Source organism: Halococcus sp. IIIV-5B (assembly GCF_003602035.1).
Classification (GTDB): domain Archaea; phylum Halobacteriota; class Halobacteria; order Halobacteriales; family Halococcaceae; genus Halococcus; species Halococcus salsus.
In genome coordinates, this window is record NZ_QZWE01000021.1 from 39,909 (window position 1) to 62,996 (window position 23,088).

General features: G+C 65.7%; 27 protein-coding genes and 1 tRNA gene. 13 read left to right on the top strand and 15 right to left on the bottom strand.

What is annotated here, in order from left to right; all coding sequences use genetic code 11:
* Window positions 1-24: 24 nt before the first annotated feature.
* Together D3261_RS13845 and D3261_RS13850 are read left to right on the top strand one after the other, a co-directional pair.
* Entirely contained in the window at window positions 25-789 is a 765-nt protein-coding gene (locus D3261_RS13845) for an IclR family transcriptional regulator (RefSeq protein WP_120073329.1), read from the top strand.
* A 332-nt stretch (window positions 790-1,121) separates the two neighbouring features.
* Window positions 1,122-1,379 carry a hypothetical protein gene (locus D3261_RS13850; protein WP_120073331.1) on the top strand — a complete coding sequence of 86 codons (258 nt, stop codon included), beginning with the start codon at window positions 1,122-1,124 and terminating at the stop codon, window positions 1,377-1,379.
* 145 nt (window positions 1,380-1,524) lie between these two features.
* On the opposite strand, the gene D3261_RS13855 is transcribed toward D3261_RS13850, so the two are convergent.
* Both D3261_RS13855 and D3261_RS13860 read right to left on the bottom strand, forming a co-directional pair.
* Window positions 1,525-1,896, bottom strand: coding sequence for a GNAT family N-acetyltransferase (locus D3261_RS13855; RefSeq protein WP_120073371.1), 372 nt, complete (start codon window positions 1,894-1,896; stop codon window positions 1,525-1,527).
* A gap of 4 nt (window positions 1,897-1,900) precedes the next feature.
* A complete protein-coding gene (locus D3261_RS13860) occupies window positions 1,901-2,098 on the bottom strand; it encodes a ubiquitin-like small modifier protein 2 (protein ID WP_120073333.1) in 198 nt (65 codons plus the stop codon).
* 88 nt (window positions 2,099-2,186) lie between these two features.
* On the opposite strand from D3261_RS13860, the gene D3261_RS13865 reads away from it, so the two are divergent.
* Window positions 2,187-3,158 carry a replication factor C small subunit gene (locus tag D3261_RS13865; protein WP_120073335.1) on the top strand — a complete coding sequence of 324 codons (972 nt, stop codon included), beginning with the start codon at window positions 2,187-2,189 and terminating at the stop codon, window positions 3,156-3,158.
* Here the strand turns inward: D3261_RS13865 and D3261_RS13870 are convergent, their stop codons facing one another.
* On the bottom strand, window positions 3,159-3,734 hold the full coding sequence (locus D3261_RS13870; RefSeq protein ID WP_120073337.1) for an IMP cyclohydrolase: 576 nt from the start codon (window positions 3,732-3,734) through the stop codon (window positions 3,159-3,161).
* A gap of 48 nt (window positions 3,735-3,782) precedes the next feature.
* Window positions 3,783-3,989, bottom strand: a complete 207-nt coding sequence (locus D3261_RS13875; RefSeq protein ID WP_120073339.1) for a hypothetical protein — start codon at window positions 3,987-3,989, stop codon at window positions 3,783-3,785.
* 127 nt (window positions 3,990-4,116) lie between these two features.
* Here D3261_RS13875 and D3261_RS13880 point away from each other — a divergent pair.
* Window positions 4,117-4,189 (top strand) — tRNA-Gln (locus tag D3261_RS13880).
* A 98-nt stretch (window positions 4,190-4,287) separates the two neighbouring features.
* Here the strand turns inward: D3261_RS13880 and D3261_RS13885 are convergent.
* From D3261_RS13885 to D3261_RS13890, 3 genes are all read right to left on the bottom strand, one after another.
* Window positions 4,288-4,650, bottom strand: coding sequence for a DUF5518 domain-containing protein (locus D3261_RS13885; protein WP_120073341.1), 363 nt, complete (start codon window positions 4,648-4,650; stop codon window positions 4,288-4,290).
* Window positions 4,651-4,891: 241 nt separating this feature from the next.
* Complete coding sequence (locus D3261_RS19790; protein WP_147464977.1) at window positions 4,892-5,953, bottom strand: restriction endonuclease; 1,062 nt, start codon at window positions 5,951-5,953, stop codon at window positions 4,892-4,894.
* Window positions 5,954-6,055: 102 nt separating this feature from the next.
* Window positions 6,056-7,297 carry an Nramp family divalent metal transporter gene (locus D3261_RS13890; RefSeq protein WP_120073343.1) on the bottom strand — a complete coding sequence of 414 codons (1,242 nt, stop codon included), beginning with the start codon at window positions 7,295-7,297 and terminating at the stop codon, window positions 6,056-6,058.
* Between the two features lie 189 nt (window positions 7,298-7,486).
* On the opposite strand from D3261_RS13890, the gene D3261_RS20065 reads away from it, so the two are divergent.
* From D3261_RS20065 to D3261_RS13895, 3 genes are all read left to right on the top strand, one after another.
* Window positions 7,487-7,654: a hypothetical protein gene (locus tag D3261_RS20065; protein ID WP_158589393.1), complete on the top strand. Its 168-nt coding sequence runs from the start codon at window positions 7,487-7,489 to the stop codon at window positions 7,652-7,654.
* A 57-nt stretch (window positions 7,655-7,711) separates the two neighbouring features.
* A complete protein-coding gene (locus tag D3261_RS20070; protein ID WP_158589394.1) occupies window positions 7,712-7,858 on the top strand; it encodes a hypothetical protein in 147 nt (48 codons plus the stop codon).
* A gap of 129 nt (window positions 7,859-7,987) precedes the next feature.
* Window positions 7,988-8,158 carry a hypothetical protein gene (locus D3261_RS13895; RefSeq protein WP_120073345.1) on the top strand — a complete coding sequence of 57 codons (171 nt, stop codon included), beginning with the start codon at window positions 7,988-7,990 and terminating at the stop codon, window positions 8,156-8,158.
* Between the two features lie 22 nt (window positions 8,159-8,180).
* Here D3261_RS13895 and D3261_RS13900 read toward each other — a convergent pair whose 3' ends face one another.
* A complete protein-coding gene (locus D3261_RS13900) occupies window positions 8,181-8,987 on the bottom strand; it encodes an aldo/keto reductase (RefSeq protein ID WP_120073347.1) in 807 nt (268 codons plus the stop codon).
* Between the two features lie 126 nt (window positions 8,988-9,113).
* Between D3261_RS13900 and D3261_RS13905 the strand changes: the two genes are divergently transcribed.
* Complete coding sequence (locus D3261_RS13905) at window positions 9,114-9,314, top strand: dodecin (protein WP_120073373.1); 201 nt, start codon at window positions 9,114-9,116, stop codon at window positions 9,312-9,314.
* 33 nt (window positions 9,315-9,347) lie between these two features.
* Here the strand turns inward: D3261_RS13905 and D3261_RS13910 are convergent, their stop codons facing one another.
* A complete protein-coding gene (locus tag D3261_RS13910) occupies window positions 9,348-9,812 on the bottom strand; it encodes an FxLYD domain-containing protein (RefSeq protein ID WP_120073349.1) in 465 nt (154 codons plus the stop codon).
* 514 nt (window positions 9,813-10,326) lie between these two features.
* Window positions 10,327-13,107 (bottom strand): alanine--tRNA ligase, encoded by a 2,781-nt coding sequence (gene alaS / locus D3261_RS13915; protein ID WP_120073351.1) that lies wholly within the window; start codon window positions 13,105-13,107, stop codon window positions 10,327-10,329.
* Window positions 13,108-13,228: 121 nt separating this feature from the next.
* On the opposite strand from alaS, the gene D3261_RS13920 reads away from it, so the two are divergent.
* Window positions 13,229-13,651, top strand: coding sequence for a hypothetical protein (locus tag D3261_RS13920; protein WP_120073352.1), 423 nt, complete (start codon window positions 13,229-13,231; stop codon window positions 13,649-13,651).
* A gap of 17 nt (window positions 13,652-13,668) precedes the next feature.
* Here D3261_RS13920 and D3261_RS13925 read toward each other — a convergent pair whose 3' ends face one another.
* Window positions 13,669-14,976, bottom strand: coding sequence for an APC family permease (locus D3261_RS13925; protein WP_120073354.1), 1,308 nt, complete (start codon window positions 14,974-14,976; stop codon window positions 13,669-13,671).
* Between the two features lie 115 nt (window positions 14,977-15,091).
* Between D3261_RS13925 and D3261_RS13930 the strand changes: the two genes are divergently transcribed.
* Window positions 15,092-15,748 (top strand): metallophosphoesterase, encoded by a 657-nt coding sequence (locus D3261_RS13930; protein ID WP_120073356.1) that lies wholly within the window; start codon window positions 15,092-15,094, stop codon window positions 15,746-15,748.
* A gap of 70 nt (window positions 15,749-15,818) precedes the next feature.
* Here the strand turns inward: D3261_RS13930 and D3261_RS13935 are convergent, their stop codons facing one another.
* Window positions 15,819-16,028, bottom strand: a complete 210-nt coding sequence (locus tag D3261_RS13935) for a glycine zipper domain-containing protein (RefSeq protein WP_120073357.1) — start codon at window positions 16,026-16,028, stop codon at window positions 15,819-15,821.
* Window positions 16,029-16,087: 59 nt separating this feature from the next.
* A complete protein-coding gene (locus D3261_RS13940) occupies window positions 16,088-17,269 on the bottom strand; it encodes an aspartate kinase (protein ID WP_120073375.1) in 1,182 nt (393 codons plus the stop codon).
* Between the two features lie 139 nt (window positions 17,270-17,408).
* Between D3261_RS13940 and D3261_RS13945 the strand changes: the two genes are divergently transcribed.
* Both D3261_RS13945 and D3261_RS13950 read left to right on the top strand, forming a co-directional pair.
* Entirely contained in the window at window positions 17,409-17,792 is a 384-nt protein-coding gene (locus D3261_RS13945; RefSeq protein ID WP_120073359.1) for a hypothetical protein, read from the top strand.
* 90 nt (window positions 17,793-17,882) lie between these two features.
* On the top strand, window positions 17,883-18,914 hold the full coding sequence (locus D3261_RS13950) for a sodium:calcium antiporter (protein WP_120073361.1): 1,032 nt from the start codon (window positions 17,883-17,885) through the stop codon (window positions 18,912-18,914).
* A gap of 11 nt (window positions 18,915-18,925) precedes the next feature.
* Here D3261_RS13950 and D3261_RS13955 read toward each other — a convergent pair whose 3' ends face one another.
* Window positions 18,926-20,509, bottom strand: a complete 1,584-nt coding sequence (locus D3261_RS13955) for a DNA-directed DNA polymerase II small subunit (RefSeq protein ID WP_120073363.1) — start codon at window positions 20,507-20,509, stop codon at window positions 18,926-18,928.
* Between the two features lie 89 nt (window positions 20,510-20,598).
* On the opposite strand from D3261_RS13955, the gene D3261_RS13960 reads away from it, so the two are divergent.
* Window positions 20,599-21,465: a S26 family signal peptidase gene (locus D3261_RS13960; RefSeq protein ID WP_120073365.1), complete on the top strand. Its 867-nt coding sequence runs from the start codon at window positions 20,599-20,601 to the stop codon at window positions 21,463-21,465.
* A gap of 82 nt (window positions 21,466-21,547) precedes the next feature.
* On the opposite strand, the gene D3261_RS13965 is transcribed toward D3261_RS13960, so the two are convergent.
* The coding region (locus tag D3261_RS13965) for a Cdc6/Cdc18 family protein (RefSeq protein WP_304999780.1) at window positions 21,548-23,088 on the bottom strand (1,541 nt) is incomplete at its 5' end.

Here is a 23,088-nt window from a genome sequence, read left to right on the forward strand (position 1 = left end):
TCTGCAGAACACGGTATCAGCAGTATGGGGAAGCAAGCCCGATACGCGGTGAAGTCGGTCGAGACCGCGTTCAGGATCGTCGACGCCCTCAAGACGTTGAACGGGGCCGGCGTCTCCGAACTGGCGGCCCACCTCGATATCCCGAAGAGCACGGTCCACAACTACCTGAGCACGCTGGTCCAGGAGGAGTTCGTGGTGAAGGAGGGGTCCTCCTACCGGGTCGGGATCCAGTTCCTCGAATACGGGGCCTACGCCCGCTCGGAGCTCGACATCTACGAGATCGCGAAACCCGAAACCGACCGGCTCGCCGAATCGACGGGCGAGCTGGCGAACCTGATGGTCGAAGAGCACGGCCGCGGGTCCTACCTCTATCGGGCGCGCGGGGAGGACGCAGTCCAGGTCGAAGCCCACGTCGGAACGCGGGTGCCGCTCCACACCACGGCGCTCGGCAAGGCGATCCTGGCCTACCTCCCGCCCGAACGCGTCGATGAGATCGTCGACCAGCACGGCCTGGCACCGGCGACCTCGCGAACCGTCACCGACCGCGACGAGCTCGACGAGGAACTGGCGGAGATACGCGAAGCGGGCGTCGCGTTCGACGACGAGGAACGCCTCGCGGGCCTCCACTGTGTCGCCGCCCCGATCCTGAGCACTGACGACCGGATCCTGGGTGCGCTGAGCGTCTCCGGCCCCTCGAATCGGATCCAGGACGAGCGCTTCACCGAGGAACTCCCGCGGAAGGTGCTGGAGACGGTCAACGTCATCGAGCTCAACGTCACGTACTCGTAAGTCGGGATCGCGGGTATTCGACCCGCACACGTCGCGTCTCGTCGTTCGAGTCGCGTCAGGTACTTTTCGACCGGAGTTCACGAACGGGCTTCCGAGAGCCGGAGCTCCCGTTGATTCGTCGTCGGGATCGTTCGAGACGACGATTTTGTATCTCAACATGAAATTTATGGATGTACGCCGGACAGGGGTCGATCGGCGCTGCAATCGCTCTCGCGTATCTCGTCGAGGGGATAGCGGAGCATATCGAAAAGGCGAGCAGCTGACCCTCTAGCAGCAGTCACACCCGTCGCGACGAGACAACGGTTATAGTTCGATCGTCCGAATAGTCTGGTATGGTCCGTTCGAAGCTAGCGGAAACACCGGTCGGAGAATGGATACTTCCCGGACTCGTCGGACTCGCACTCGTTCCGATCGTGTGGATAGCATCGAGCCAGCTGCTCGACAGAGTACCGGGACCAGCCGTCGCTCTCACGAATCAGATCGGTGAAGTCAGCGTGGTGCTGCTCACCGGAGTGCTTGCTATGGCGCTGGCAACGGGGCTGATCGTTGGGATCGGCGAGATCGACCGACGGGTTCGTCGGAACGCGTAGTTTCACGGTCTGCCGGACGTGCGTTCCCGTCGGGAGAGCGAGAGCGTGTACAGGAGCGGCAAGCGATTCGTGGCCGTTACTCCCGTGAAAGACGTCGTGCGACGGTTCTTCTCCGTCGCGTTTGTCCGTCTGTCGTGTTCGAGCTTCAGCGCTCGCACCGGCCCCGGAGTCGGTCGGGGTCGGCGGTCGGTCGGGAGACGAAGCCGAGCGCGTCGTAGAAGGGCCGGACCCGGCGGTCGAACTCGACGACGAGCGGTCCGTCGACGGCGTCCGTTGCGGCGTCGACCAACCGAGTGCCGATACCCTGACCGCGGCGTGACCGCCGGACCGCGATCGCGTCTATTTCGTCGTCGGCGAGGACGCACGCCCCGAGAACTCGACCGTCGACCGTCGCGACCAGCACCCCTCCCTCCGTGATCCGCTCGCCGACCCGGTCGGCGTCCACCGCGAGCAACGCGCCGTCGAGCACGCTCATCACGTCGGGGAGTTCGGCGGGCCGGGCAGAGCGAACTTCCATCCCCTCACCCACCCTTGACGAGCCGGAGCACCCGTACCGAGTCGGCCTCGACGGTGCCGTCGTCGGGCACCGGTCGGTCGTCGACCAGCACCGTGGCCTCGTGGCGATTCAGTCCGACGGCGGCGAGCAGGTCGGCGTAGGTTTCGTGGTCGTCGAAGGGTACCTCGTGGGTATCACCGCCGACGACGTCGACCCGAACCATACCCGTGCCTGTGGACGGGCGGGCTTGAGGCTGTCGAGCGGCGGTGGCGTCTCGGGTGGCTTAAGGGTGGCCCGGCCGTCCCCCACGCATGAGCGAGGCCGAAGCCCGTGGCCGGGGCGAGATCTGGATCGAGAAATACCGCCCGCAGCGGCTCTCGGCGGTCGCCGGCCACACGGACATCGTGGGCCGGCTCGAAAGCTACGTCGCGCAGGACGACCTCCCGCACCTCCTGTTCACCGGGCCGGCGGGGGTGGGCAAGACCACCTCCGCGATGGCGATCGCCCGCGAGGTCTACGGCGACGACTGGCGCGAGAACTTCCTCGAACTCAACGCCTCGGACGAGCGCGGGATCGACGTGGTGCGCGACCGGATCAAGAACTTCGCGCGCGCGAGCTTCGGCGGCTACGACTATCGGATCATCTTCCTCGACGAGGCCGACGCGCTCACGAGCGACGCGCAGTCCGCCCTCCGCCGGACGATGGAGCAGTTCGCGAACAATACGAGATTTATCCTCTCGTGTAACTACTCGAATCAGATCATCGACCCGATCCAGTCCCGCTGTGCGGTCTTCCGGTTCGGACCGCTCGACGGGGACTCGGTCGCGGAGTACGTCCGCCGGATCGCCGAGGAGGAGGGTATCGAGGTCACGGAGGAGGGCGTCGACGCGCTCGTCTACGCCGCCGACGGCGACATGCGAAAGGCGATCAACGGACTCCAGGCCGCCGCGACGACGGGCGAGACGGTCGACGAGGAGGCCGTCTACGCGATCACGGCCGCGGTCCGTCCCGAGCAGATAGAGACGATGGTGACGACCGCGCTCGACGGCGACTTCACCGCTGCGCGCGCAAAGCTCGACGACCTGCTCACCGAGGCGGGCCTCGGCGGGGGCGACGTCATCGACCAGCTCCACCGCTCGGCGTGGTCGTTCGACCTCGACGACCGCGCGACCGTCCGCTTGCTCGAACGCGTTGGCGAGACCGACTATCGGATCTCCCAGGGCGCGAACGAGCGCCTCCAGCTCGAAGCCCTGCTCGCGTCGCTCGCGCTCGAAACCCAGTAGTCAGTTCCCGTTCTCGACGGCGGTTTCGACACCCTCGTCGCTCACTGCGACGCCAACCGCACAGACCGCGTGTTCGAAGTCCGCGTCGTAGGCGGTCCGTGCCGCTTCTTCGGCGTTCTTGACCGCGAACTCGAACGACTCGGGGTGATCCTTCTCGTAGGTCGCCACGAGCGTCGGCTCGGTGACCCGTTCGACGACGAGCGCGTCACGGCGGACGATACCGAGATAACTCTCGTCCGCGCCGACGACACCCGCCACGCGGGGGGTGTCGTAGTCGTCCTTCTCGAAGTCGAGCGCGAGGAGCGAGAGCGCGAGCGCGTCGCGCGCGGGGTAGCCGAGTCCGAGTTTTTCGGCGATAGGGTCGGTGTGCGAGCCGTTGCCGACGACGACCCTCGACTCCGTGGGGCGCACGCAGTTGTAGGAGACGTAGGGGTTGTCGGTTGCCTCGGCTTCGCTGGTGGGAACGACGGTGAGATCGCCCTCGCGTTCGATGACCTTCCGGTTGGGGAACGACCGTGAGGAGACCCGATAGGCCCCGATTCCAGGCCCGACGACGACGAAGCGTCCGATGTACATGGTCGCGTTCGGAGGGTGGAGTGCAAGTAGCCATCGAAGTAGGCGGAGCTACCGTCCGCGCCGGGCGAGCGCGACGATGACGACGGTCGACGCCAGGAGGGCGGCGTTCAGGAGGACCACCGGTTCGGTCGCGTTCGCCGCGGCGAACGAAGCGAGGTCGGCGAGCGCGCTGGGTAGCACGGTGGCCGCACCGAGGAGGAAGACGAACCCGAGATACGCGACGACCGCCCCGCCGACGAGTCGAAGCGTGTCCATCGTCCGTGCTCGCGTCGCCGAACGGATGATTCTACCGGCGTTTCGACGGCGATCTCGGTCGGAATGAGAGTCGGTCCGCGGTCGCTTCCAACAAGGATAAGTAGCGACTCGCACAAGTGACGGGTACAGTCCCATGGGGTAGCGGCCAATCCTGAAGCCTTCTGGGGGCTTCGACCCAGGTTCGAATCCTGGTGGGACTACTCGAACTTCTACGCTCTCGAAACGTAACAGCGGTGCTCAACGGAACGGTGTATGGGTAGTAGTGCTCGAAGAGGGATCCATTAGTCGTCCAGCGGCCTCAGTTGACCGACCCACCGATAGCGCCACCGACCGCGCTCGGGATCGCGGTGAGGAACGCGATCAGGACGCCGACGGCCAGGACACCGCCGCCGAACAGCGCCCCAAGCCCCGAGGATCCGAAGGCGAGGCCGAGCAAGGAAATGGCAATACCCGCGAGAATTGCGACGATGACCCCGCCGAGCGCGCCGGAGAGCAGCGAGTGCCACGCGCCCTCCCTAGCACCGTGGTTGGTGAGATACGCCGAGATGAGACCCGCGAGGAACCCGGCGATGACCGTCCCGAGCCCCGGAAGCGCGAACGCGACGACCCCGAACACGACCTGGAAACCGAACCCGATACCGACCGAGCGCCAATCAGTCATTGAACAGTCGATACGTGTGTCCGGCCACTGAAACCGGTACGGCTTGCGACACCTGTACCCGTAGCGATTGGTCAAGGTCGTCGAGTAGTGGTCACGGACCAGGTGGCTACAGGTGTTAACTGAGTCAAGCACTCTCGCCCGAGGATCTAGTCGAACCGATAACTCGACCAAGATTCGAATCTTAGAATCCCACCACTTGATGGAACTATTCGAACTTCTCCTTCATCAAATCTCACATATCTTAGAGGTCAAACTGCTGTGCATACAACCTATTGTCGATGATTCTGTATAAAGATTCTCCATCGAGGATTCTGTACAAATCCCGAGAGCTCAAAGAAATGACCTCAAGATCGTCATCGGAAACAGTGGTTGCCCTCATCGCGTCAGTATCAGAATCTTCTCCTGAGATACCGTTCCAAGAAACAACAATGCCCAAAGTAGATTTTGTGTCACGCAAATTCCCTATTAGTTTATCAACTCCACCGACAGCCATGCTCTGGTTTCTATTCTTACACTCTATAAGTACAAACCTCGAATAATAGCTAAATAGGCTTTTCCTAGATGCGGTATGCTCCAAAATAAGATCTATTTCTCTACTCTTTGTTCTCAGGTTCCTGTCCCGAATCACGACATCTTTCATTCCATCAAATAGGAATGCTACGACATCCTCAAGTGCATCTCCCTTTTCATTCGCTGTCGACGCATTATAGGCACTATATAGTAGATCAGCGTAGTTGTCAATATTTAACTCAAAGTTGTCTGTTTGAACAGTTGCTCTATACTCGGGTGTGATCTCAGAGTCGGCAAACAACCATCGCGTGAGCTTGGTTTGATTCGGATGATGTCCTGGGGGAAAGTTTTGAGATTGACCTGTAGGAAGATTATCTGGGGGAGAAAGGAGATCGTGGAGACGTTTTATGTCATCTTTCGATATCTCTGATATTTTCACTATTTCTCCGGGATTTAGTGGGTCAACAGGGGGTTGAGAAATGAGTAGGTGTTCCTTAGATAAGCCGACTGTGTACTCAGCATTGGTAGAAATCGCAGCTGCGTAGAGTACTTCCAGATCTGGTTGAGGGTTCGAGAAAGTTTTGATTGTGAGGTACGGTGGTGCGGTTATGGTTTCGGCAACAGATGCATCAAAATAGATCTCGCTTCTCTTTATTATGTTTCGAGCAATAGGGTTTGTCCTGAACCTCAGATCTAGAAACACATTGTCACCTCCGTATCCTAATATATCTAGTAATTCTATCGCAACTTGCTGAAGTTGTGACTCGTCATGATCAGTATCAATACCGGGCACATAGTCATCTGATTCTAGTGATTTGAAAAATTGAGTGAGTGAATCTTGCGATTCGCGCGACGGCATATATACCCGAATGATGTGCTATGACAAAATAGTATCCTATGAAAGAAGACTACCGAGTTCGTTCACCAGCAGCGCGATGAACAGCAGAGCACTCACGACCAGTAGCGAGTTGAACACCGGGCCGTTCCTGTCGGCCGGGTTCACCCGGTCGGAGTTGAGGAGGACGAGCAGCGAGATAGCCAGAAACGGCATGAAGACCGCCCCGAGCGCGCCGTAGACGATGATGATGAAGACGGGCTGGCCGAGGAAGTAGAGCAGCATCGGCGGGAACGTCAGCCAGAGCACGTAGAACTTGTAGGCGGTCGTCTCCCGGAGTTGGCTCTCCTCGGTCGGGCCGCCGGTGAACCGACCGACGAAGTCGGCGAAGAGATACGAGACGCCGTGCCAGGTCCCGAGCACGGAGGTGAACGAGGCCGCCCAGAAGCCGATCAGGAAGGCGTACCGGAGGGCGGGGTGGAGCTGGTTGCCGAGGTTGGCGGCCAGCGTCAGCAGGCCGTCCTCGCCGGAGACCGAGGCCCCGGTGCCGTAGAGCAACGCCGCGCTCATGATTATCAGCGCGATCACGAAGATCCCGGTGATGATGTAGGCCGAGGCGGCGTCGCGGCGCATGACGGGGATGTAGCGCGAGCCCTCCCACTCCTTCTCGCTGAGCCAGTAGCCGTAGGAGGCCATCGTGATCGTGCCGCCGGTGCCGCCGATGAGTCCCAGCGCGTAGATCGTCGAGCCCTCGGGGAGGGCGGGGAGCCCGGTCGCGATGATGTCGCCGAGCTGCGGGAGGACGAAGACCGCAGCGCCGACGACGGTGACCACCATCAGCGAGATGAAGGCGGTGATGATGTCCTCGAAGACCTCGTAACGGTTGGCGAGCACGAGGACCGCGCCCGCGATGGGATGGACGACGACGTAGACCCAGAACGGGATCCCCGGAAAGAGGGCGTTCGCGGCCAGCGCACAGGACGAGCTCGCGGCGGCCCCGTAGACGAACCCCCAGAGGAGGGAGTAGCCACCGAAGAAACCACTCGCCCACCGCCCCAGCGAGTGGATCCCCTCGATTATCGTCCGGTCGGTCGCGAGGTGGTAGCGCCCGACCCCCTCGTTGAGCGCGAACTTGAGGACGATCCCGACGAGGACGGCCCAGACGAAGTTCAGTCCGTACCGGCTCCCAGCGACGAGGCCGGCGGCGAGGTCCCCGGCACCCACGCCGGTGGCGGCCACGAGCAGTCCGGGGCCGAGCAGGGACCACTCCGGGTCGTCGCTCGAGTCGTCGCGTGCGGTCATTCGGGGGGATATTCGGGCGGGGTGTATAAGCTATCCTGTGGCTATCCGGAAAATATCGCGGTCGCCGCGATCGTTGTGATTGATTCCGAGCCGAGCGCTATCCGTCGGTTCCCGGTCCGATGGGAAGGCCACGGTCCGTAGCGGTACAGATCACTTATGTTTATTTTATATGACGACGCACGCCGGGATATGGACTGTCCGCTGTGTGGGGCCACGCTTCCGGCGGCCCGTCCCGGATATCGCGTCGCGCTCAGGGTGGTCGACGGGACGCGTTCGGCGGCATCCGACGACGGGACGACCGACCCCGTCCGCGTCTGTGAGGACTGCTGGAACGGGATCGAGGCGGAGCTCTCGTGAGGGCGAGCGGGCTTTGAATACTGAGCCTTTATTAGGGGGGCTCTCCCCAGGCGAGGCATGGATTGTCCGCTCTGTGGTACGGCCCTCTCTGCAGAACAACCGCACTATTATATCACGCTCAGCGACGGCGAGAGCTCGGCGGACGAACGGGACGTTCGGGTCTGCGAGGAGTGCTGGGAACGGTATCGAACGGCGCTGTTCTGACGAGCGACCGAGCGCGGTCGAGTCGGTGGAATCGATGCGCGGTGGTTTCGCTCAGTGGAACCCGGTCGGTGGGGTCGTCGCGGCCTTGCAAGCAGAAGGCTATAGCGGGTGTGAGATGTACACACACTGATGCGACCGCTCGATGGCTCCGGGACGGACGACCGCCGGTCCGTTCGGGAATGGATCACGTGCCCCTACTGTGAGAACCGCGACGTGGACATCGAGATATGGAACGCGGAGCAGGTGGTCTTCGACTGCGAACAGTGCAACAGCACGGCCACGTTCTCCGTCGGGGAGTGAACGGTTCGCCGACTCGACGAATTCAGTTCCAGGGTGCGTGGTCGGGGTCGACGACCCGGTAGTCGCCCTCGACCGAGTCGATCAGGTCGACGTCCGCCTCGTCGAGTTCGATGTCGCGCGCCGCGAGGTTGTCGCGGAGGTGGTCCTCGCTACTCGCCTTCGGGATCACGGCGACGTTGTCCTTCGCGAGCAGCCACGCGATGGTGGTCTGGGCCGGCGTCGCGTCGTGTTTCTCGGCGACCTCCTCGATCTCGGGGAGGTCGAACACCTCGCCCCGGGCGAGCGGCGAGTACGCCACTAGCCAGTGGTCGTGTTCTTGGGCGTAGGCCACGAGCTCCTCCTGCTGGCAGAGGGGATGCATCTCGACCTGGTGGGCGGCGAGCGGCGCGTCGAGGACTTCGCGGGCCTCGTCGAGGAGCTCCGGGGTGAAGTTCGAGAGCCCGATATTGTGGGCCTTGCCGGCCTCGTAGGCCTCGTCGAAGGCGGGGAGCACGTCCTCGTGACCGTAGATCCCGGAGGGCCAGTGGACGTAGAGCAGGTCGACGGCGTCGACTCCGAGCCGGTCGAGACAGCCGTCGATGGCCTCGGGGACCTCCTCGGGTTCGGGCGGTACGTCGACGTGGACCGTCTTGGTCGCGAGGAAGACGTCGTCGCGGTCGACCGACGACGACCGGATGCCCTCGCCGACGCTTTCCTCGTTGCCGTAGACCTGTGCGGTGTCGACGGCGCGATAGCCCGTATCGAGCGCCGTGGAGACGGTGTCGGCCCAGTCGTCGCCCTCGTCGCTCGAATAGGTCCCGAGTCCGAGCCGGGGAAGATCGATCGGCATGGTCCCGTTCGGCGGTCGAACGGTTTGACTCTGGTGTTCGTGGCAGTCCACTAAAAGGGGTGAGTGGCGGCCGTCGTCACCGAGAACCGACCGTTCATTCGGTCCCTGCTCGCACGGGGGAGTGCAATGGTATACAAGAAGGTCACGCTGATCGGAACGAGCCCCGAGAGCTTCGAGGATGCCGTCGACAACGCGGCTCGGGAGGCCACGGACAGCCTCGAGAACGTCTACTGGATCGAGGTCGAAGGATTGAGCGTCGAGGTTGCCTCGGCGGACGGCCACGAATACCAGGCCGAGGTCGAGGTCTCGTTCGAAGTCGAGGGGTAAGGCGACACGAGCGACACGCGGTTCGAGCGCTCCTCAGACGACCTCGATCCCGGCGACCCGCGCGGTGGCGATGTTCTTCGGGTCGTTGTTCGGGTAGTTGACGACGAACCGCCACACCTCACCGGGTGCGAGCGTGTCGCTGCCGACCCAGCCACCGGCGAGCAGCTCGCCGGCGTCGTCGAGAAACTGGATATCGAGCCGGACCTGCTCGATGGCCGACCCCGAGACGTTTCGGAGCCGGCCGACGACCGCCGGCACCCCGGTGTACTGGCTCGCGAGCGACGCGCCGAACAGCGCGACCCGGCCGTCGGCGTAGAGCGACGCCCGCCGACCGTTGTCGAGTGTCGTCGACCCGCTCGGCTCGGGGACGGGGATCGACCCGTAGGCGGGCCCGTTCTCCGGCCCGTCGCTTAGGAGCGCGTCCGCGCCGAGCATCCCCCCGGTACCGAGCAGCACCGCTCCGCCGGCACCGGTCGCGACGAACGTTCGGCGGTCCATAGCCGGCGTGGGTCGGCCAGCGTGGAAAGCCGTTCGAATCCGTCGCGAGGCGATTCGGCTGCCGAGCGGTGGCGGTTCGGTCGCAGTGGCGCGCGGGAGCACGCGGAACGTGCGACTCGTGCGAGGTCTGCACGAGCGGAGTGAGTGCAGGCTTGGCAGAGCTTTGCTCTGCCAGTGGATGAGCACCGGAGTGAGCGAGCGACGCGAGCGAACGAGGAGCGCAATCGGCTGGGGAGGGTGTGGCTGACGCGGGGCGGTGGCGGTGGCAGTGAAGAGTTAGTGATTGTACCGCGAGCGACCAGCGGGAGCGAGCGGCAGTTTTTAGTCCGCCGGAAGACGTGGTTCGAAACGGCTTCGCCGTTTCGTCATCACGAGAGAGCTTCGCTCTCTCGAACGACTTCGCGTCTTCCGAGCCTTGCTTCGCGATGCTCAGCAAGACAGGTTTTTGGGCGGGGGTTGAGCGCGAGCGAACGGAGTGAGCGAGCGCGATGCCCCCGTCGAAAAAAGTGGAGGGTCAGGCGTTCAACACACGCCGGAGCACGTCGGGTGCGTCGTCGAGCGCAGCGTCGAGGTCGTCGGTGTTGGGACCGCCGCCCTGGGCGAAGTCCGCAGGCCCGCCGCCGCCGCCACCGACCCTGGCGGCGAGCTCACCGACCACCTCGCCCGCGTCGATCCCGACGCCGTCGGGGACCGCGACCACGAACTGCGCGCCGTCCGCGCCGCTCCCGACCACCGCGACCTGCCCCTCCTCGGCCAGCGCGTTCGCCGTCGCGCGGAGCTCGTCGACCGCGGCGTCGAGGCGCTGGATCACCGCCGTCGCGTCGCCGACGTCGACCTCCTCGCCGTCGATGCCGCCCGCGGCGCGCGCCTCCGCGAGTTCGGCTTCGAGGGTCTCGATGCGCTTGCCGCGCGCCTTCCACTCGCCGAAGAAGCGCTCGGCGGTCCCCGGCACCTCCGCCGGCGAGACGTCGAAGGTCTCGGCCGCACCGTAGAGGGCGTCCTCGGTGTCCTGGGTCGCCGCGATGGCCGCCTCGCCCGCCGCGAAGGTCAGCCGTTCGACGCCGTCCTGGACGCGCTCGGTGGAGCGGACCTTGATCGTCCCGATGTCGCCGGTACGCGAAACGTGGGTTCCGCCGCAGGCCTGGACGTCGTCGGAGACGTGGATCAGCCGGATGTGCTCGCCCGGCGGGATCCCGCCCTGATAGAGGTCGAAACCGTACCGTTTCTCGGCGTCGTTGCGGTCGGGCCACTCCGCCGTGACCTGGACGTTGTCGGTGACGAGTTCGTTGGCGCGGCGCTCGATCGCCTTCACCTCCTCGCGGGAGATTCGGTCGTAGTGGTGGATGTCGAGCCGCGACCTGTCGAGGCCCTTCTGCGCACCAGCCTGTCGGATGTGGTCGCCGAGCACCTCGCGCGCGGCGTGACCGACGATGTGGGTCGCGGTGTGGTTGCGCATCAGCTGGCGTCGCCGGCCGGCGTCGATGGTCCCGCGAACGAACTCGCCGGTGCCGGGGTCCTCGTCGGTGTGGTGGACCACGACGTCGCCCTCCCGTCGGACGTCCTCGACGTCGGCGGTGACGTCGTCGGTGTTCAGCGTGCCCGTATCGGCGGGCTGGCCGCCGCCCTCGGGGTAGAAGAGGGTCCGGTCGAGCACCACGTCGTAGCCGTCCTCGCGCTCGAGGACGTCGAGCACCATCGCCTCGAACTCCATACGTTCCTGGTCGTCGTAGTAGCCGAGCTCAGTCTCGGGGAGGTCCGCGATCCGCTCGTCGACCGTCTCGGTCGCCGTCTCGTCGGCCTCGGGGTCGCCGTGACGCGCCGCGACCCGGCTGTAGAAGTCGTCGGGAACCGCGACCTCGGCCCCCTTCTCGCGGGCGATCTCGGCCACCATGTCGGGCTGGATCCCGTGTGAGTCGTAGAGTTCGAGGAGCTCGTCCGTGGGGATCGGTTCGTCGCGGTCGGCGTACTCCTCGGCGAGCTGGCGGACCCGTCGCCCACCGCGTTCGAGGGTTTCCCGATACTTTTCGAGCTCCGTCCGGACGATGTCGCGGATGGTGTCGCGGTTCTCGTAGCCGAGCCGGTCGGCCTGCATGTCGACCAGCTCGTCGAGCGGCGCGTCGATGTCGACGGTGTCACAGAGGCGTTTGGTCCGCCGGAGCACCATCCGGGCGAGATACCCGGTGGAGACGTTCGAGGGGACGATCTCGTCGCCGAGCATGTACGCGAGGGTCCGGCAGTGGTCCGCGACCGCGTAGATGGCTTCGAGGGGTTCGAGGAGCTCCCGAAGCTCGTCGACCTCGACGCCGAGCTGGTCGGCGATCTCGCCGCGAGCCGCCTCCGCGTCCTCGGCCTCGTCGATGTCCATGTGGCCCGAGAGCGTCGCCGCGCGCGTGACGAGTTCCTCCTCGTCGTCGGTGTGGTCGATCCCCGCGTTTTCCTTCAGGAAATCGATCATCTCGGGGTAGATCGCCTCGTAGACGGTCGGCGTCCCCTGGGAGACCCAGGTCCAGCGTTCGAGGCCGTAGCCCGTATCGACGATGTAGGTGTCCATCTTCGAGTATCGGTTGCCGTCCTTCAGTTCGTAGTCGCCCTCGGGGTCCTGCTCCATCGACATGAAGACGAGCGTGGCGAGTTCGACTCCGCGATAGATGACCTCGATCGCCGGGCCGGCGTTGCCGCCGCCGACCCACGGGTCCTCGATGTAGGTGATTTCTTCAACATTTGCCCCCATCGCCTCGAAGAACGAATCGCAGTAGCGGACGGTCTGGTCCTTCCAGTAGACCTCGCCCTCGTAGGCGTACTGGCCGGGGTCGTCGAGGTCCTCCCGTGCGTTGAACGCGGTGTGGGACATCATCTCGAAGGCCATCGTGTGCCGGCCGGTCTTCCCGACGTTGTCGATGTCCTGCATCCGGATGCAGGGCTGGCTGATCGCGAGCGGGTTCGCCGGTGGCGGGCTCTTGCCGGCGGTGACGAGCGGCTGGAAGTCGTAGATCGACGCCTGCGTGAGCAAGACGTCGTCGCGCCAGCGGTTCGCCGCCACGGGGTAGGGGTCGACCCGTTCGTGGTCGTGCTCCTCGAAGAAGGCGAGGAACGCCTCGCGCATCTCCTCTAAACTGTGCGCCTCGTCGAGGCTCCGCTCGCCGATGAAGGCGTACTCGTCACACGGCGGTTCGCCACAGGTCTCCCGGCCCTCGTCGCGCGTCCAGAAGAACGACCCACAGCCCGGACACTCCTTCCGAGTGAACCCCTCCTCCTCGAAATACGCTAATTGGTACTCGGCTTCGAGCGTGCTCATGATACGCAGTCAAACCGGCGTTGGCGTAAAACGGTTGCGTACCCGCTCACGGAAGTGGATTCACCCAGGACGACCCGGTCTCGTCGGTAGTTTTTTCGCGGTATCGATCGGGAAAAACGCAATGGCAATCCGTTTCCGATCGATCCGACCACCGACATCGTGGCGCGAGGCGCTTCTCGTGGGTGCGGTCGCGTCCGCGGTCTACCCGCTGGTCGCGATCGGGTTCGCGTTGGCTGTCGGGCAGGACTTGCGTTTCTCCGGGGGCTTCCTCACGGGCTATCCGACCACCGTCGGTTTTACGCTCGGGACCGTCGGCATGCCGGTCGTCCTCTGGCTCCGATTCGGCTACCGTGGGCCGATAGCGCTGATGAGCCTGGTGCTCGTGTTTCTCACGTTCGTCGCACCGCTCGTGGCTCCAGGAAGGGGCGATGCACCGGCGTTCGCGCTGGCCATCTACTGGGCACCGTTCTACCTCGTGCTCTACGGTGTCTCCGCCGGCGTCGAGTTCTGCTATCGGCGCTGGCGGACGGATCCGGCCGACTGACCCGAGGGACGGTCGGTTCAGAGCGAGTCCTCGACCTCCCGGAGTTCGTGTGCGATCGGTTCGCGTTCGAAGTAGAGGAGTTCGACGGCGACGACGCCGACCGCGAGCGCGACCACCACGACGAACGTGTCGAACTCGGTGCTGAGGAGGTGTGAGAGCAGCGAGACCACCGCCGCGACCGCGCCGACCGCCCCGAACCCGGGGATAACGGTATCGAGGAGCGACTCGCGCTGGGTGAACGCCAGCGCGCTCATCCCGCCGAAGATCGTGATGAACGCGAGCGAGGCGAACGAGGTGATGGCGTCGAGGCTCCCGACGAGCACGAAGGCGGCGGTGAGGAGCCCGAGCACCACGAGGAGGCGCGTCGGTTCGTCGCCGGTCGCGCCACGGAGTCGGTTCGGGAGGAAGTCGTCGGCCACCATCCGTTTCGAGAGCCGCGCGGAGCTGAACAGGGTGGCGTTGAGCGCGCTCGCGGTCGAGAACAGCGCCGCGATGGCGACGAGCACGAAGCCCACCTGGCCGAAGAAGGGCCGGGCCGCGACCGCGAGCGCGGTGTCGGCGTTTCGCTGGATCACCGGGAGGGGAACGAGGTCGGTCGTGACGACGGCGGCCAGCACGTAGAGCCCCGTTGCGGCGGCGATCGCGATGTAAACCGCGTTTCGGACCGTGCGCTCGGGGTTCGCGATCGAGTCCTGGTCGAAGAAGAGGAGTTCCCAGCCCTCGAACGCGACGAACGCGAGGCCGCCGGCGACGACCGGCCCGACCCCGAAGTGCTCGAACCCGGTGACGAGTTCGCCGTTGGTGAAGCCGTAGTAGACGCCGGCGACGCCGAACACGAGGAGGATCGAGACTTTGACGCCGACGAGGAGCTCCTCCGAGCGGCCCGAGGCGTGTGCGCCGGCGGTGTTGAGCGCCACGAAGATCCCGACCACGAGGACCGATATCAGGGGACGGAGCGGCACTCCGGCGACGTTCGCGACCCCGACGAGTTCGGTGAAGTAGCCACCGAAGGCGAAGGCGTAGAGCGACATCGTGCCGACGTAGCCGATGACGAACGTCCAGCCGACCATCCCGGCGAGCGTCGTGCTGCCGGTGAACCGCTCGACGTAGGTCATCGGGCCGGCGTTGCCGCCGGCGAGCCGGTTGAGCCGGACGAACGAGTAGCCCGCACACGCCGCGATCAGCCCCGCGACCACGAACGCGAACCACGCGAGGGTGTCGGCGGTGACCGCGACGACGCCGAACGCCGCGAAGATCCCGCCGCCGACCATCCCCCCGATCGCCATCGAGACCGTCTCCGTGAGGTTCAATCCGCCGTCGGTCATGTCGACTGCAGGTCCGGCGCGGATTTATACGTCCTGAACCCGCCGTCCGACGCGAACCGCGAGCCGTCCCGGCCTCGCACCCCGTGTTGAAGGCCGTGGAGGGTCGAGGGGGAGCATGAACGTCGGCGTCATCTCGGATGTCCACGGGAATCGAGTCGCGCTCGACGCGGTCTTCGACGACATGCCGCCCGTCGACGGGCTGGTGTGTGCGGGCGACGTCGTGGGCTACAACCCCTGGCCCGGTGCGTGCGTCGACCGCGTCCGCGAGCGTTCGATCCCGACCGTGATGGGCAACCACGACCGGGCGACCACGACCGGCACCGCCTTCGGCTTCAACAGCATGGCCGGCGCGGGCGTCGAGTACGCCCGCGAGCAGCTCGACGCCGATCAAATGGACTGGCTCGGGGGGCTCCCGGACGAGCGCACGGAGTTCGACCGGGTGAAGGTCGTCCACGGCCACCCCGACGACCCCGACCGCTACACCTACCCGGACCTGTTCGGCCCCGAGATGCTCGGTGAGGAGGACGTGCTCGTACTGGGCCACACACACGTTCAACACCACGAAACCTACGACGAGGGGATCGTCATGAACCCCGGCAGCGTCGGTCAGCCCCGCGACGGCGACCCGCGGGCGGCGTACGCGATCCTGGACCTCGACGCGATGACGGTCGAGGAGCGCCGCGTCGAGTACGAGATCGACGCGGTCGAGCGCGCGGTGGCCGAGGCGGGGCTGCCCGACGCCATCGGCAGCCGACTCAAAAAGGGACGGTGAGCGGCCGATTCAGTCACGTCGGCTCGAACGGCTCCGGTGACACTCGGCATCGCGCGAGCTCGTTCTCGAATCAGTCGTCGTCGAACTGGGTGCTGAACGCCGCCCCGAACGCCGTGCCGATACCGGCACCGATCGCGAGCCAGATACCGGTCTCGCCGGTGGCGATACCGAGCGCCGCCCCGATCCCGACGCCGAGTGCGATGCCGAGTCCCATTCCCCTCGGGTTCACTGGGCTACCGTCGCCGTTCTCGTCGGATTCGCCGTTCGCGCTGGTCTCCATGTGTGAACTGTCGTGCAGGACGAGAAAAACCTATGCTCGGTGTCGTGGCGCGGGCGCCCTCAGGAGAAAGTCTGCTGGATGATCGACAGCGCCTGTTCGCGGTCGTCCCAGTCGACGAACACCGCGACCGAGGTGGCGCTGGTGATCACGTCGTGGACCGCGATGCGTTCGTCCGCGAGGGTCTCGATCATCCCCTGGACCACGCCCGACTGGGTCGGGAGCTCGCCGCCGGTGACCCGGAGCGCCGCGACCTCCTCGTCGACGGTCACACTAGAGAGCGCGTCCTCGTTGATCACCCGCTCGTGGAGGACGGTCTCGGCCTCGGCGCTCTCGCTGGAGTAGACGTAGAAGGTCACCGAATCCAGCCCGCTGGCCGCCGCGTCGATGTTGATGTCGACCTCCGCGAGCGCGCCCGAGAGCGCCGCGAGAATGCCAGGGCTGTTGCGGATCGCCCGGCCTGCGACGGTGAGACACGCCAGCGGCTCCTCCTGGAGGTCGATCAGGGTCTCGAAGGTGCCCTCGATGTGGGTGCCGCCCTGGAGGAGGTCGCCGTGCTGGTAGTGGACGACGCGGACGGTGAGGTCAGTTGTCTTGTAGTTGAGCGCGCTCGGCGCGATCACCTCCGCGCCGCGGAACGAGAGGTTCCGGAGTTCGTCGACGCTTATCTTCGCCACGTTGCGCGCGCCCTCCACGACACGGGGGTCGCCGGTCATCACGCCCTCGACGTCGGTGACGATCACGACCTCGTCGGCCGCCATGTAGTTGCCGAGCATCACCGCGGTCGTGTCCGAGCCGCCGCGGCCGAGCGTGGTGACCGAGCCCGCGTGGTCCTCGGCGAGGAAGCCGGTGACGATCGGGACCATGCCGTCGAGCTGGTCGGCGAGCGCCTGGGCGCGGCGGGTGGTCTCCTCGACGTCGACCTCGCCCCGCGAGTCGGTGACGACCGGCCAGTGCTCCGACCCGGGTTCGAGGAAGGTCGCGTCGACCCCACGGGCCGAGAGCGCGGCCTTCACCATCCGTGCCGAGGTCCGCTCGCCCATGCTCACGATCTCGGCGCGGTCGGCCTCGTCGGCGTCGAACTGGATCTCCCGGAGGAGGTAGTCGGTGGTCGAACCCATCGCGCTGACGACCACCGCGATCTCGTGGCCCGCCTCGACCGCCGCGGCGACCGAATCCGCCGCTCGGTTCACCCGCGAGCCGCTGCCGAGGCTCGTCCCGCCGAACTTGGCTACGACCCGCATCGTCGACTCCATCGCCCGCAAACCCTCGCTGGCGTGTGAATGTAGGACATGGTTGCCGGTTGGACGGGCCGGGGATAACTGCTTCCATCCGTTCTCCGGTCGGCTGAGGGTTTAAGCGCGCACCGCCCCTCCGAGGACCATGGAGGTTCGCGATGCCGTCGAGGCCGACGCGGAGCCCCTGGCCGCGCTCGCGGACGCGCCCGCCGAGACCATGCGCAACCTCGTCCACGACAGGACCGTGCGGGTGGCCGACGACGGGGGGCGAGTGGTCGGGTTCGTGAGCTTCGACGCCCGGCGCGACGCAGTGCACGTCACGCAGTTCGAAGGGGATCGCGAGGTCGCCGAACGCCTCCTCCGCGAACCCGGCCGGTTCGCCGACGGCGAGGGGATGCCGGTCGAACTCCTCGTCGAGGCCGATCGTGAAGGTCTCCGGGCCGCCGCCCTCGACGCGGGCTTCGAGGAACGCGGCTCCGGGCCGCGGTTCGACGGTGCGGAGACCGTCGCGTTTCGACGCGACCCGTAACGAGCGCGGCTCGCGACCGGAGCGACCGGCGGACGAACGCGCCGTCGGTATCGGTGGATTCAAACCGCCGATCGATGGAGTGTCACACCAATGGTACTCGGCGGGTTGCTCCCGAATTCGCCGCTGGCGAACGTCGTCGTCATCGTCGTCGCGACCGGCCTGATCTGGTTCGGCAGCGGCCGGCTGGAGGAGTCGGCCGGCCGGCTCGGGAGCTACTACGGGCTGCCGGCGGTGGTACAGGGGTCGGTGGTGGTCGCGGTCGGGTCGAGCTTTCCCGAACTGTCGAGCGTGGTGCTCACCGCGCTCGCGGGCTCGTTCGACATGGGGGTCGGGGCGATAGTGGGGTCGGCGGTGTTCAACATCCTCGTGATCCCCGCGCTCGCTGGCCTCACGACCGACGACGACCTCGAAGCCAGCCGGACGATCGTCTACAAGGAGGCCCAGTTCTACATGGTCGCCGTCGCGACCGTCGTGGTGACGTTCGCGCTCGCGGTGATCTACAGCCCGGCCCCGGGGACCGAGCTCGTGGGGCAGATCACCCGCCCGCTCGCGATGATCCCCCTCCTGCTCTACGGGCTCTACCTCTTCATCCAGTATCAGGACGTCAGCGACTACGACGCCGAGGAGACGGGGGAGACGAACGTGCTCCGCGCGTGGGGGAAACTCGTCGTCGGGCTGGTCGTGATCCTCGTCGCGGTCGAGGCGCTGGTGAGCGGGGTCGAGTCGCTGAGCACGACCTTCTCGATCCCGGCGTTCCTCGCGGGCGTGACGATCATCGCGGCGGCCACGAGTTTGCCCGACACCCTCGTGAGCGTGCGCTCGGCCCGCCACGGCGAGGGCGTCACCAGCCTCGGGAACGTGCTCGGTTCGAACACGTTCGACCTCCTCGTGGCGATCCCGGTCGGGGTGTTGATCGTCGGGAGCGCGCCCGTCGACTTCGCGGTCGCGGTGCCGATGCTGGGGGTGTTGACCCTCGCTACGGTACTCCTGTTCACCGCCATGCGAACCGAGCTCTCGCTCACCACGGTGGAGTCGTACACCCTGCTCGCCGCCTACGTGCTGTTCGTGGTGTGGGTCGTGGCCGAGACCGTCGGCCTCACGCACGTGATCAAGACCGTCTGAGAGACCCCGCGTCAGAACTTCTGGATCGTGAGGTCGAGGGTGTCGAGGTCGACGACCGGCGCGTAGCCGACGTCGGGGTCGATGTTGACGCTGCGCTGGAAACCGGTCTGTTCCTGCCAGCAGCCCGAGTTGAGCGCGAGCACGTCGTGGTACTTGCCGTAGCCGAGTTTGTGGACGTGACCGGTGTGGAAGACGTCGGGGATCTCGTCCATCACGAGGTAGTCCTTCTCCTCGGGGGAGATCCGGATGTGACCGCCGTACTGGGGCGCGACGTGGCGCTTCTTCAGGAGCTGATACATCGGTTTGTGGGGCTCCTCGTAGCTGGCTTTCGACTCGGGGAGCTCGGCGATCACCTCGTCGAGGCTCACGCCGTGGTACATCAGGATCTTCACGCCCTCGATGGTGACCATCGAGGGGTTGCCCGAGATCCGGGCGTCGTGGGCGGTCATGATATCCCTGAGTTCCTCGGTGAAACCGGGTTGGGGTTCGGCCAGCCGGACGGCGTCGTGGTTGCCCGGGATCATCAGGATCTCCATGTCGCCCGGCACTTCCTTGAGGTACTCCGAGAAGCGCTCGTACTGCTCGTAGATGTCGACGATGTCGAGCTCCTCGTCCTGATTGGGGTAGACGCCGACGCCTTCGACCATGTCGCCGGCGATCAGGAGGTACTCGACCTCGGCCGCCTCGTCGGTGTGGAGCCAGTCGGCGAAGGCCGACCAGCGGTCGCGGGCGAACTCCTGGCTGCCGACGTGCACATCTGAAATGAGGGCGGCGCGGACGTGGCGGTCGGCGGTCGAGGGGCGGTGGTTTCGCGGAACGTCGGGGAAGTGGAGATCGTCGACGAACAGGATGCCGCCGTCGCCCGCGAGGGTGCCCTCGACGGCGACGACCTCGTCGAGGAGGAGTTCGTCGACGACTGAGGCCAGGTCGCGATCCTTCATGATGAGACAGGGAAAGGTCCCGGTCGTGTCCTCGAGTTCGACCAGCCAGTGGCCGTTCGCGGTCGAGCGGATGTCCGAGATCATCCCGACGATCGCGGCGTCGCTCCCGCCCGCCATCGCGTCGATGGCGCTGGCCGGTCGGTGGTTGACCCGTGAGCGGAGCATCCCCGAGAGCTGTTCGTAGCGGTCGCGAAAGGTCCGCACGAAGTCCTCGTAGGTTCCGGTTCCGGTGGAGCGCCCGGTGATGTCGCCGGCCACCGCAAGCGAACGTCGTTCGGGGTCGTTCGCCCCTCTACCGGCCGCTCCGGCCCCAGATCCGTCGGTCGACCCCTTCGTTTCAACTGGAGAATGGGTCTCGGCGTCGTCGGGTGAGTCGGGAGTTCCAGTCGAAACAGAGGGGTTGTCGGGATCGATTGTTGGGGTTTCCGGTGGGCTGGACTCCTCGAACACGGGGGCGCGGTCGGTTTCGTCGATGGCTGCCCGGGCGTGGTCGGCAGTGAGCGTGAGTGCGTCGTCCGGGGCGGCGTCGACGGCGCGTTCGATCGCGATTTCGGGGTCGCTCGCACCCGCGATGAGGGTGACGGCCTCGCGCTCGGCGTTGTAGCCGTGGCTGGCGAGCGCGGTGACCACCCGAACCGAGGACGAGCGCGGCACACACGGTCTTCCGCGGCGCGGAGCAAAAACGTAGCGGACCCGGACGTCGGAAGGAAACGTTGAAACGACCGTGAACGGAAGGGGTGGTAATGGCTTCCGGAGACGGTGAGGATTCGTGGGAGTGGAACGACCGGGAGACCGGCTCCGGGGGCGACGGGGACGAGGACGGCGACGGGAACGAGGCGAGCGACGGCGGGCCGCTCTCGCGGGTTCGCTGGTTCTTCGATACCGACGAGGAGTGGGTGGTGTTCGTTCGGGAGGTGCTTTCGAGTCTCGGGATCGTCGTGGTGATCGGGCTGGTGTTGTTCGCGGTGAGCGGGCTCTGGCCGCCGCTGGTCGCCATCGAGAGCGAGAGCATGACCCCCCACATGCAGAAGGGCGACCTCGTCTTCGTCATGGAGGAACACCGGTTCGCGGGCGGGGCGGCCCAGGACGGAACCGGCGTGGTGACTTATCGATCGGGGGCCGCCGCGGGGTACACCCAGTTCGACGAGCCCGGCGACGTCATCGTCTATCAGCCGGACGGCGACTCACAGGCGACGCCGATCATCCACCGCGCGCGCTTCTGGGTGAACGAGAGCGAGAACTGGTACGAGAAGGCCAACGAGTCCTACCTCGGGACCGCCGAGAACTGTGAGGAGCTGGCGAACTGTCCCGCCCCGCACGCCGGGTTCGTCACCAAGGGCGACGCCAACGACGCCTACGACCAGATCAGCACCGGTCTGGACCCCATCAGCGGTCCGGTCGAACCCGCCTGGGTCGTCGGCACCGCCGAACTCCGGATCCCGTGGCTCGGGGAGATCCGACTGTTCTTCGGCCAGGTGAGCGCCGCGCCGGGCAGCGCCGCGCCGACCGGCCCCGCGGGGAACGAGACCGTTGGAGCGGCTGGTCCCGCGGTAAACGGAACGAACACGCCGACCGCGAACGGAGCCACCCCGATCGCGGCAGCGCCCTGACGACCTGCTCGTCGGCGCGTGTGGGCTTGGGTCTGGGCTCCGCTGATGTGTTCTGATTCGGCCGGTCGAGGTGGGTGAGAACTCAGTTGTCGAAACGCGCCTGGACGAACGGTTTGACGTCCTCGATGTCGCCGAGCCGTGAGTCGCTGGTGAGGACGGCTTCGGTGTCCTCGATGGGGACTGAGAGGTTCATCTCCTTGGTACGGCCGTAGCGACCCTTCGAGACCACGACCGCGTTGACGATCCCGAGCATGTCGAGTTCGCTGATGAGGTCGGTGACGCGGCGCTGGGTCAGGACGTCGGCGTCGATCTCGTCGCAGAGTCGACGGTAGATGTTGTAGACCTCGCCGGTGTTGATGTTCTTCGCGCCCTTGCGTTCGAGGAGGATTACGGCAAAGAGGACGACCTTCGACTGGGTGGGGAGTGTGCGGACCACCTCGACCACCCGGTCGATCTCGATCTTCTCCTGGGCCTCGCGAACGTGGTCCTCGTCGACCCGGTCGGTCTGGCTCCGCTCGGCGAGTTCGCCGGCGGTCCGGAGGAGGTCGAGCGCGCGCCGGGCGTCGCCGTGTTCCTGGGCGGCGAAGGCCGCACAGAGCGGGATGACGTCCTCAGAGAGCGCGTCGTCGACGAACGCGAGCGTCGCGCGCGCGGCGAGGATGTCCCGGAGCTGGGTGGCGTCGTAGGGCGGGAAGACGATCTCCTCCTCGCCCAAAGAGGACTTCACCCGGGGGTCGAGGAACTCGGTGAACTTGAGGTCGTTCGAGATCCCCATGATCGAGACCCGTGAGTTGTCGAGCTCGGAGTTCATTCGCGAGAGGTTGTAGAGGGTGTCGTCGCCCGACTTCTCGACGAGTTTGTCGATCTCGTCGAGCATGATCACCACGACGCGTTCGCGGTAGTCCACCGCGTCGAAGAAGGTGGCGTAGACCCGGTCGGTCGGCCAGCCGGTCATCGGCACCGGCTCGAACTCGTCGAGGTCGGTCTCCAGCTCCTCGATCCGGCTTTCGACGGCCTCGGGGGTATCGAACTCGGTGCCGTCGAACGCCCCCGGGTTCGTCTCGGCGCGGTCGGCGAGCGCACGGACCTCGTCGAGGCGCTCCTCGACGTGTCGTTGGTTGGCCTCGATGAAGGTGTTCGCGAGCTGGGCGAGCACCCGATACTGGGTGTCGGTGACCTCGCAGTTGATGTACTCGACCTCGCAGGGGACGTCGTATTTTTGAGAAGTGGTTTCGAGCTCGTTGCTCACGAACTTCGCGCTCGCGGTCTTCCCGGTCCCGGTCTTGCCGTAGATCAGGATGTTCGAGGGGGTCTCCCCACGGAGCGCCCCGACGAGGATCGTCGCCATGTTGTTGATCTGCTCGTTGCGGTGCGGGAGACGCTCGGGTGTGTAGGAGGGCCGCAACACGTCCTTGTTCTCGAAGATCGGGTCGCCGCTCAGGAGGTCGTCGAACAGCCCTTGGGAGGAACTCCCCCCACTCTCCCCGCCCTCCGGGGAGGGGTTCGGGTCCGTGACCGATGCCATCCCGTCGTCGACGGTCGGGTCGGACGCCGATCCGAGCTCGTCCGCGGAGTGGACCGCGAACGGGTCGGAGTCGGTGGGGTCGGTGGGGTCGGTGGGGT

Excerpts from the sequence above, each read along its gene's own strand:
- D3261_RS13845 (WP_120073329.1), top strand. The coding sequence starts at position 25 with ATGGGGAAGCAAGCCCGATACGCGGTGAAGTCGGTCGAGACCGCGTTC.
- D3261_RS13850 (WP_120073331.1), top strand. The coding sequence starts at position 1,122 with ATGGTCCGTTCGAAGCTAGCGGAAACACCGGTCGGAGAATGGATACTT.
- D3261_RS13855 (WP_120073371.1), bottom strand. The coding sequence starts at position 1,896 with ATGGAAGTTCGCTCTGCCCGGCCCGCCGAACTCCCCGACGTGATGAGC.
- D3261_RS13860 (WP_120073333.1), bottom strand. The coding sequence starts at position 2,098 with ATGGTTCGGGTCGACGTCGTCGGCGGTGATACCCACGAGGTACCCTTC.
- D3261_RS13865 (WP_120073335.1), top strand. The coding sequence starts at position 2,187 with ATGAGCGAGGCCGAAGCCCGTGGCCGGGGCGAGATCTGGATCGAGAAA.
- D3261_RS13870 (WP_120073337.1), bottom strand. The coding sequence starts at position 3,734 with ATGTACATCGGACGCTTCGTCGTCGTCGGGCCTGGAATCGGGGCCTAT.
- D3261_RS13875 (WP_120073339.1), bottom strand. The coding sequence starts at position 3,989 with ATGGACACGCTTCGACTCGTCGGCGGGGCGGTCGTCGCGTATCTCGGG.
- D3261_RS13885 (WP_120073341.1), bottom strand. The coding sequence starts at position 4,650 with ATGACTGATTGGCGCTCGGTCGGTATCGGGTTCGGTTTCCAGGTCGTG.
- D3261_RS13890 (WP_120073343.1), bottom strand. The coding sequence starts at position 7,297 with ATGACCGCACGCGACGACTCGAGCGACGACCCGGAGTGGTCCCTGCTC.
- D3261_RS20065 (WP_158589393.1), top strand. The coding sequence starts at position 7,487 with ATGGACTGTCCGCTGTGTGGGGCCACGCTTCCGGCGGCCCGTCCCGGA.
- D3261_RS20070 (WP_158589394.1), top strand. The coding sequence starts at position 7,712 with ATGGATTGTCCGCTCTGTGGTACGGCCCTCTCTGCAGAACAACCGCAC.
- D3261_RS13895 (WP_120073345.1), top strand. The coding sequence starts at position 7,988 with ATGCGACCGCTCGATGGCTCCGGGACGGACGACCGCCGGTCCGTTCGG.
- D3261_RS13900 (WP_120073347.1), bottom strand. The coding sequence starts at position 8,987 with ATGCCGATCGATCTTCCCCGGCTCGGACTCGGGACCTATTCGAGCGAC.
- D3261_RS13905 (WP_120073373.1), top strand. The coding sequence starts at position 9,114 with ATGGTATACAAGAAGGTCACGCTGATCGGAACGAGCCCCGAGAGCTTC.
- D3261_RS13910 (WP_120073349.1), bottom strand. The coding sequence starts at position 9,812 with ATGGACCGCCGAACGTTCGTCGCGACCGGTGCCGGCGGAGCGGTGCTG.
- alaS (WP_120073351.1), bottom strand. The coding sequence starts at position 13,107 with ATGAGCACGCTCGAAGCCGAGTACCAATTAGCGTATTTCGAGGAGGAG.
- D3261_RS13920 (WP_120073352.1), top strand. The coding sequence starts at position 13,229 with ATGGCAATCCGTTTCCGATCGATCCGACCACCGACATCGTGGCGCGAG.
- D3261_RS13925 (WP_120073354.1), bottom strand. The coding sequence starts at position 14,976 with ATGACCGACGGCGGATTGAACCTCACGGAGACGGTCTCGATGGCGATC.
- D3261_RS13930 (WP_120073356.1), top strand. The coding sequence starts at position 15,092 with ATGAACGTCGGCGTCATCTCGGATGTCCACGGGAATCGAGTCGCGCTC.
- D3261_RS13935 (WP_120073357.1), bottom strand. The coding sequence starts at position 16,028 with ATGGAGACCAGCGCGAACGGCGAATCCGACGAGAACGGCGACGGTAGC.
- D3261_RS13940 (WP_120073375.1), bottom strand. The coding sequence starts at position 17,269 with ATGCGGGTCGTAGCCAAGTTCGGCGGGACGAGCCTCGGCAGCGGCTCG.
- D3261_RS13945 (WP_120073359.1), top strand. The coding sequence starts at position 17,409 with ATGGAGGTTCGCGATGCCGTCGAGGCCGACGCGGAGCCCCTGGCCGCG.
- D3261_RS13950 (WP_120073361.1), top strand. The coding sequence starts at position 17,883 with ATGGTACTCGGCGGGTTGCTCCCGAATTCGCCGCTGGCGAACGTCGTC.
- D3261_RS13960 (WP_120073365.1), top strand. The coding sequence starts at position 20,599 with ATGGCTTCCGGAGACGGTGAGGATTCGTGGGAGTGGAACGACCGGGAG.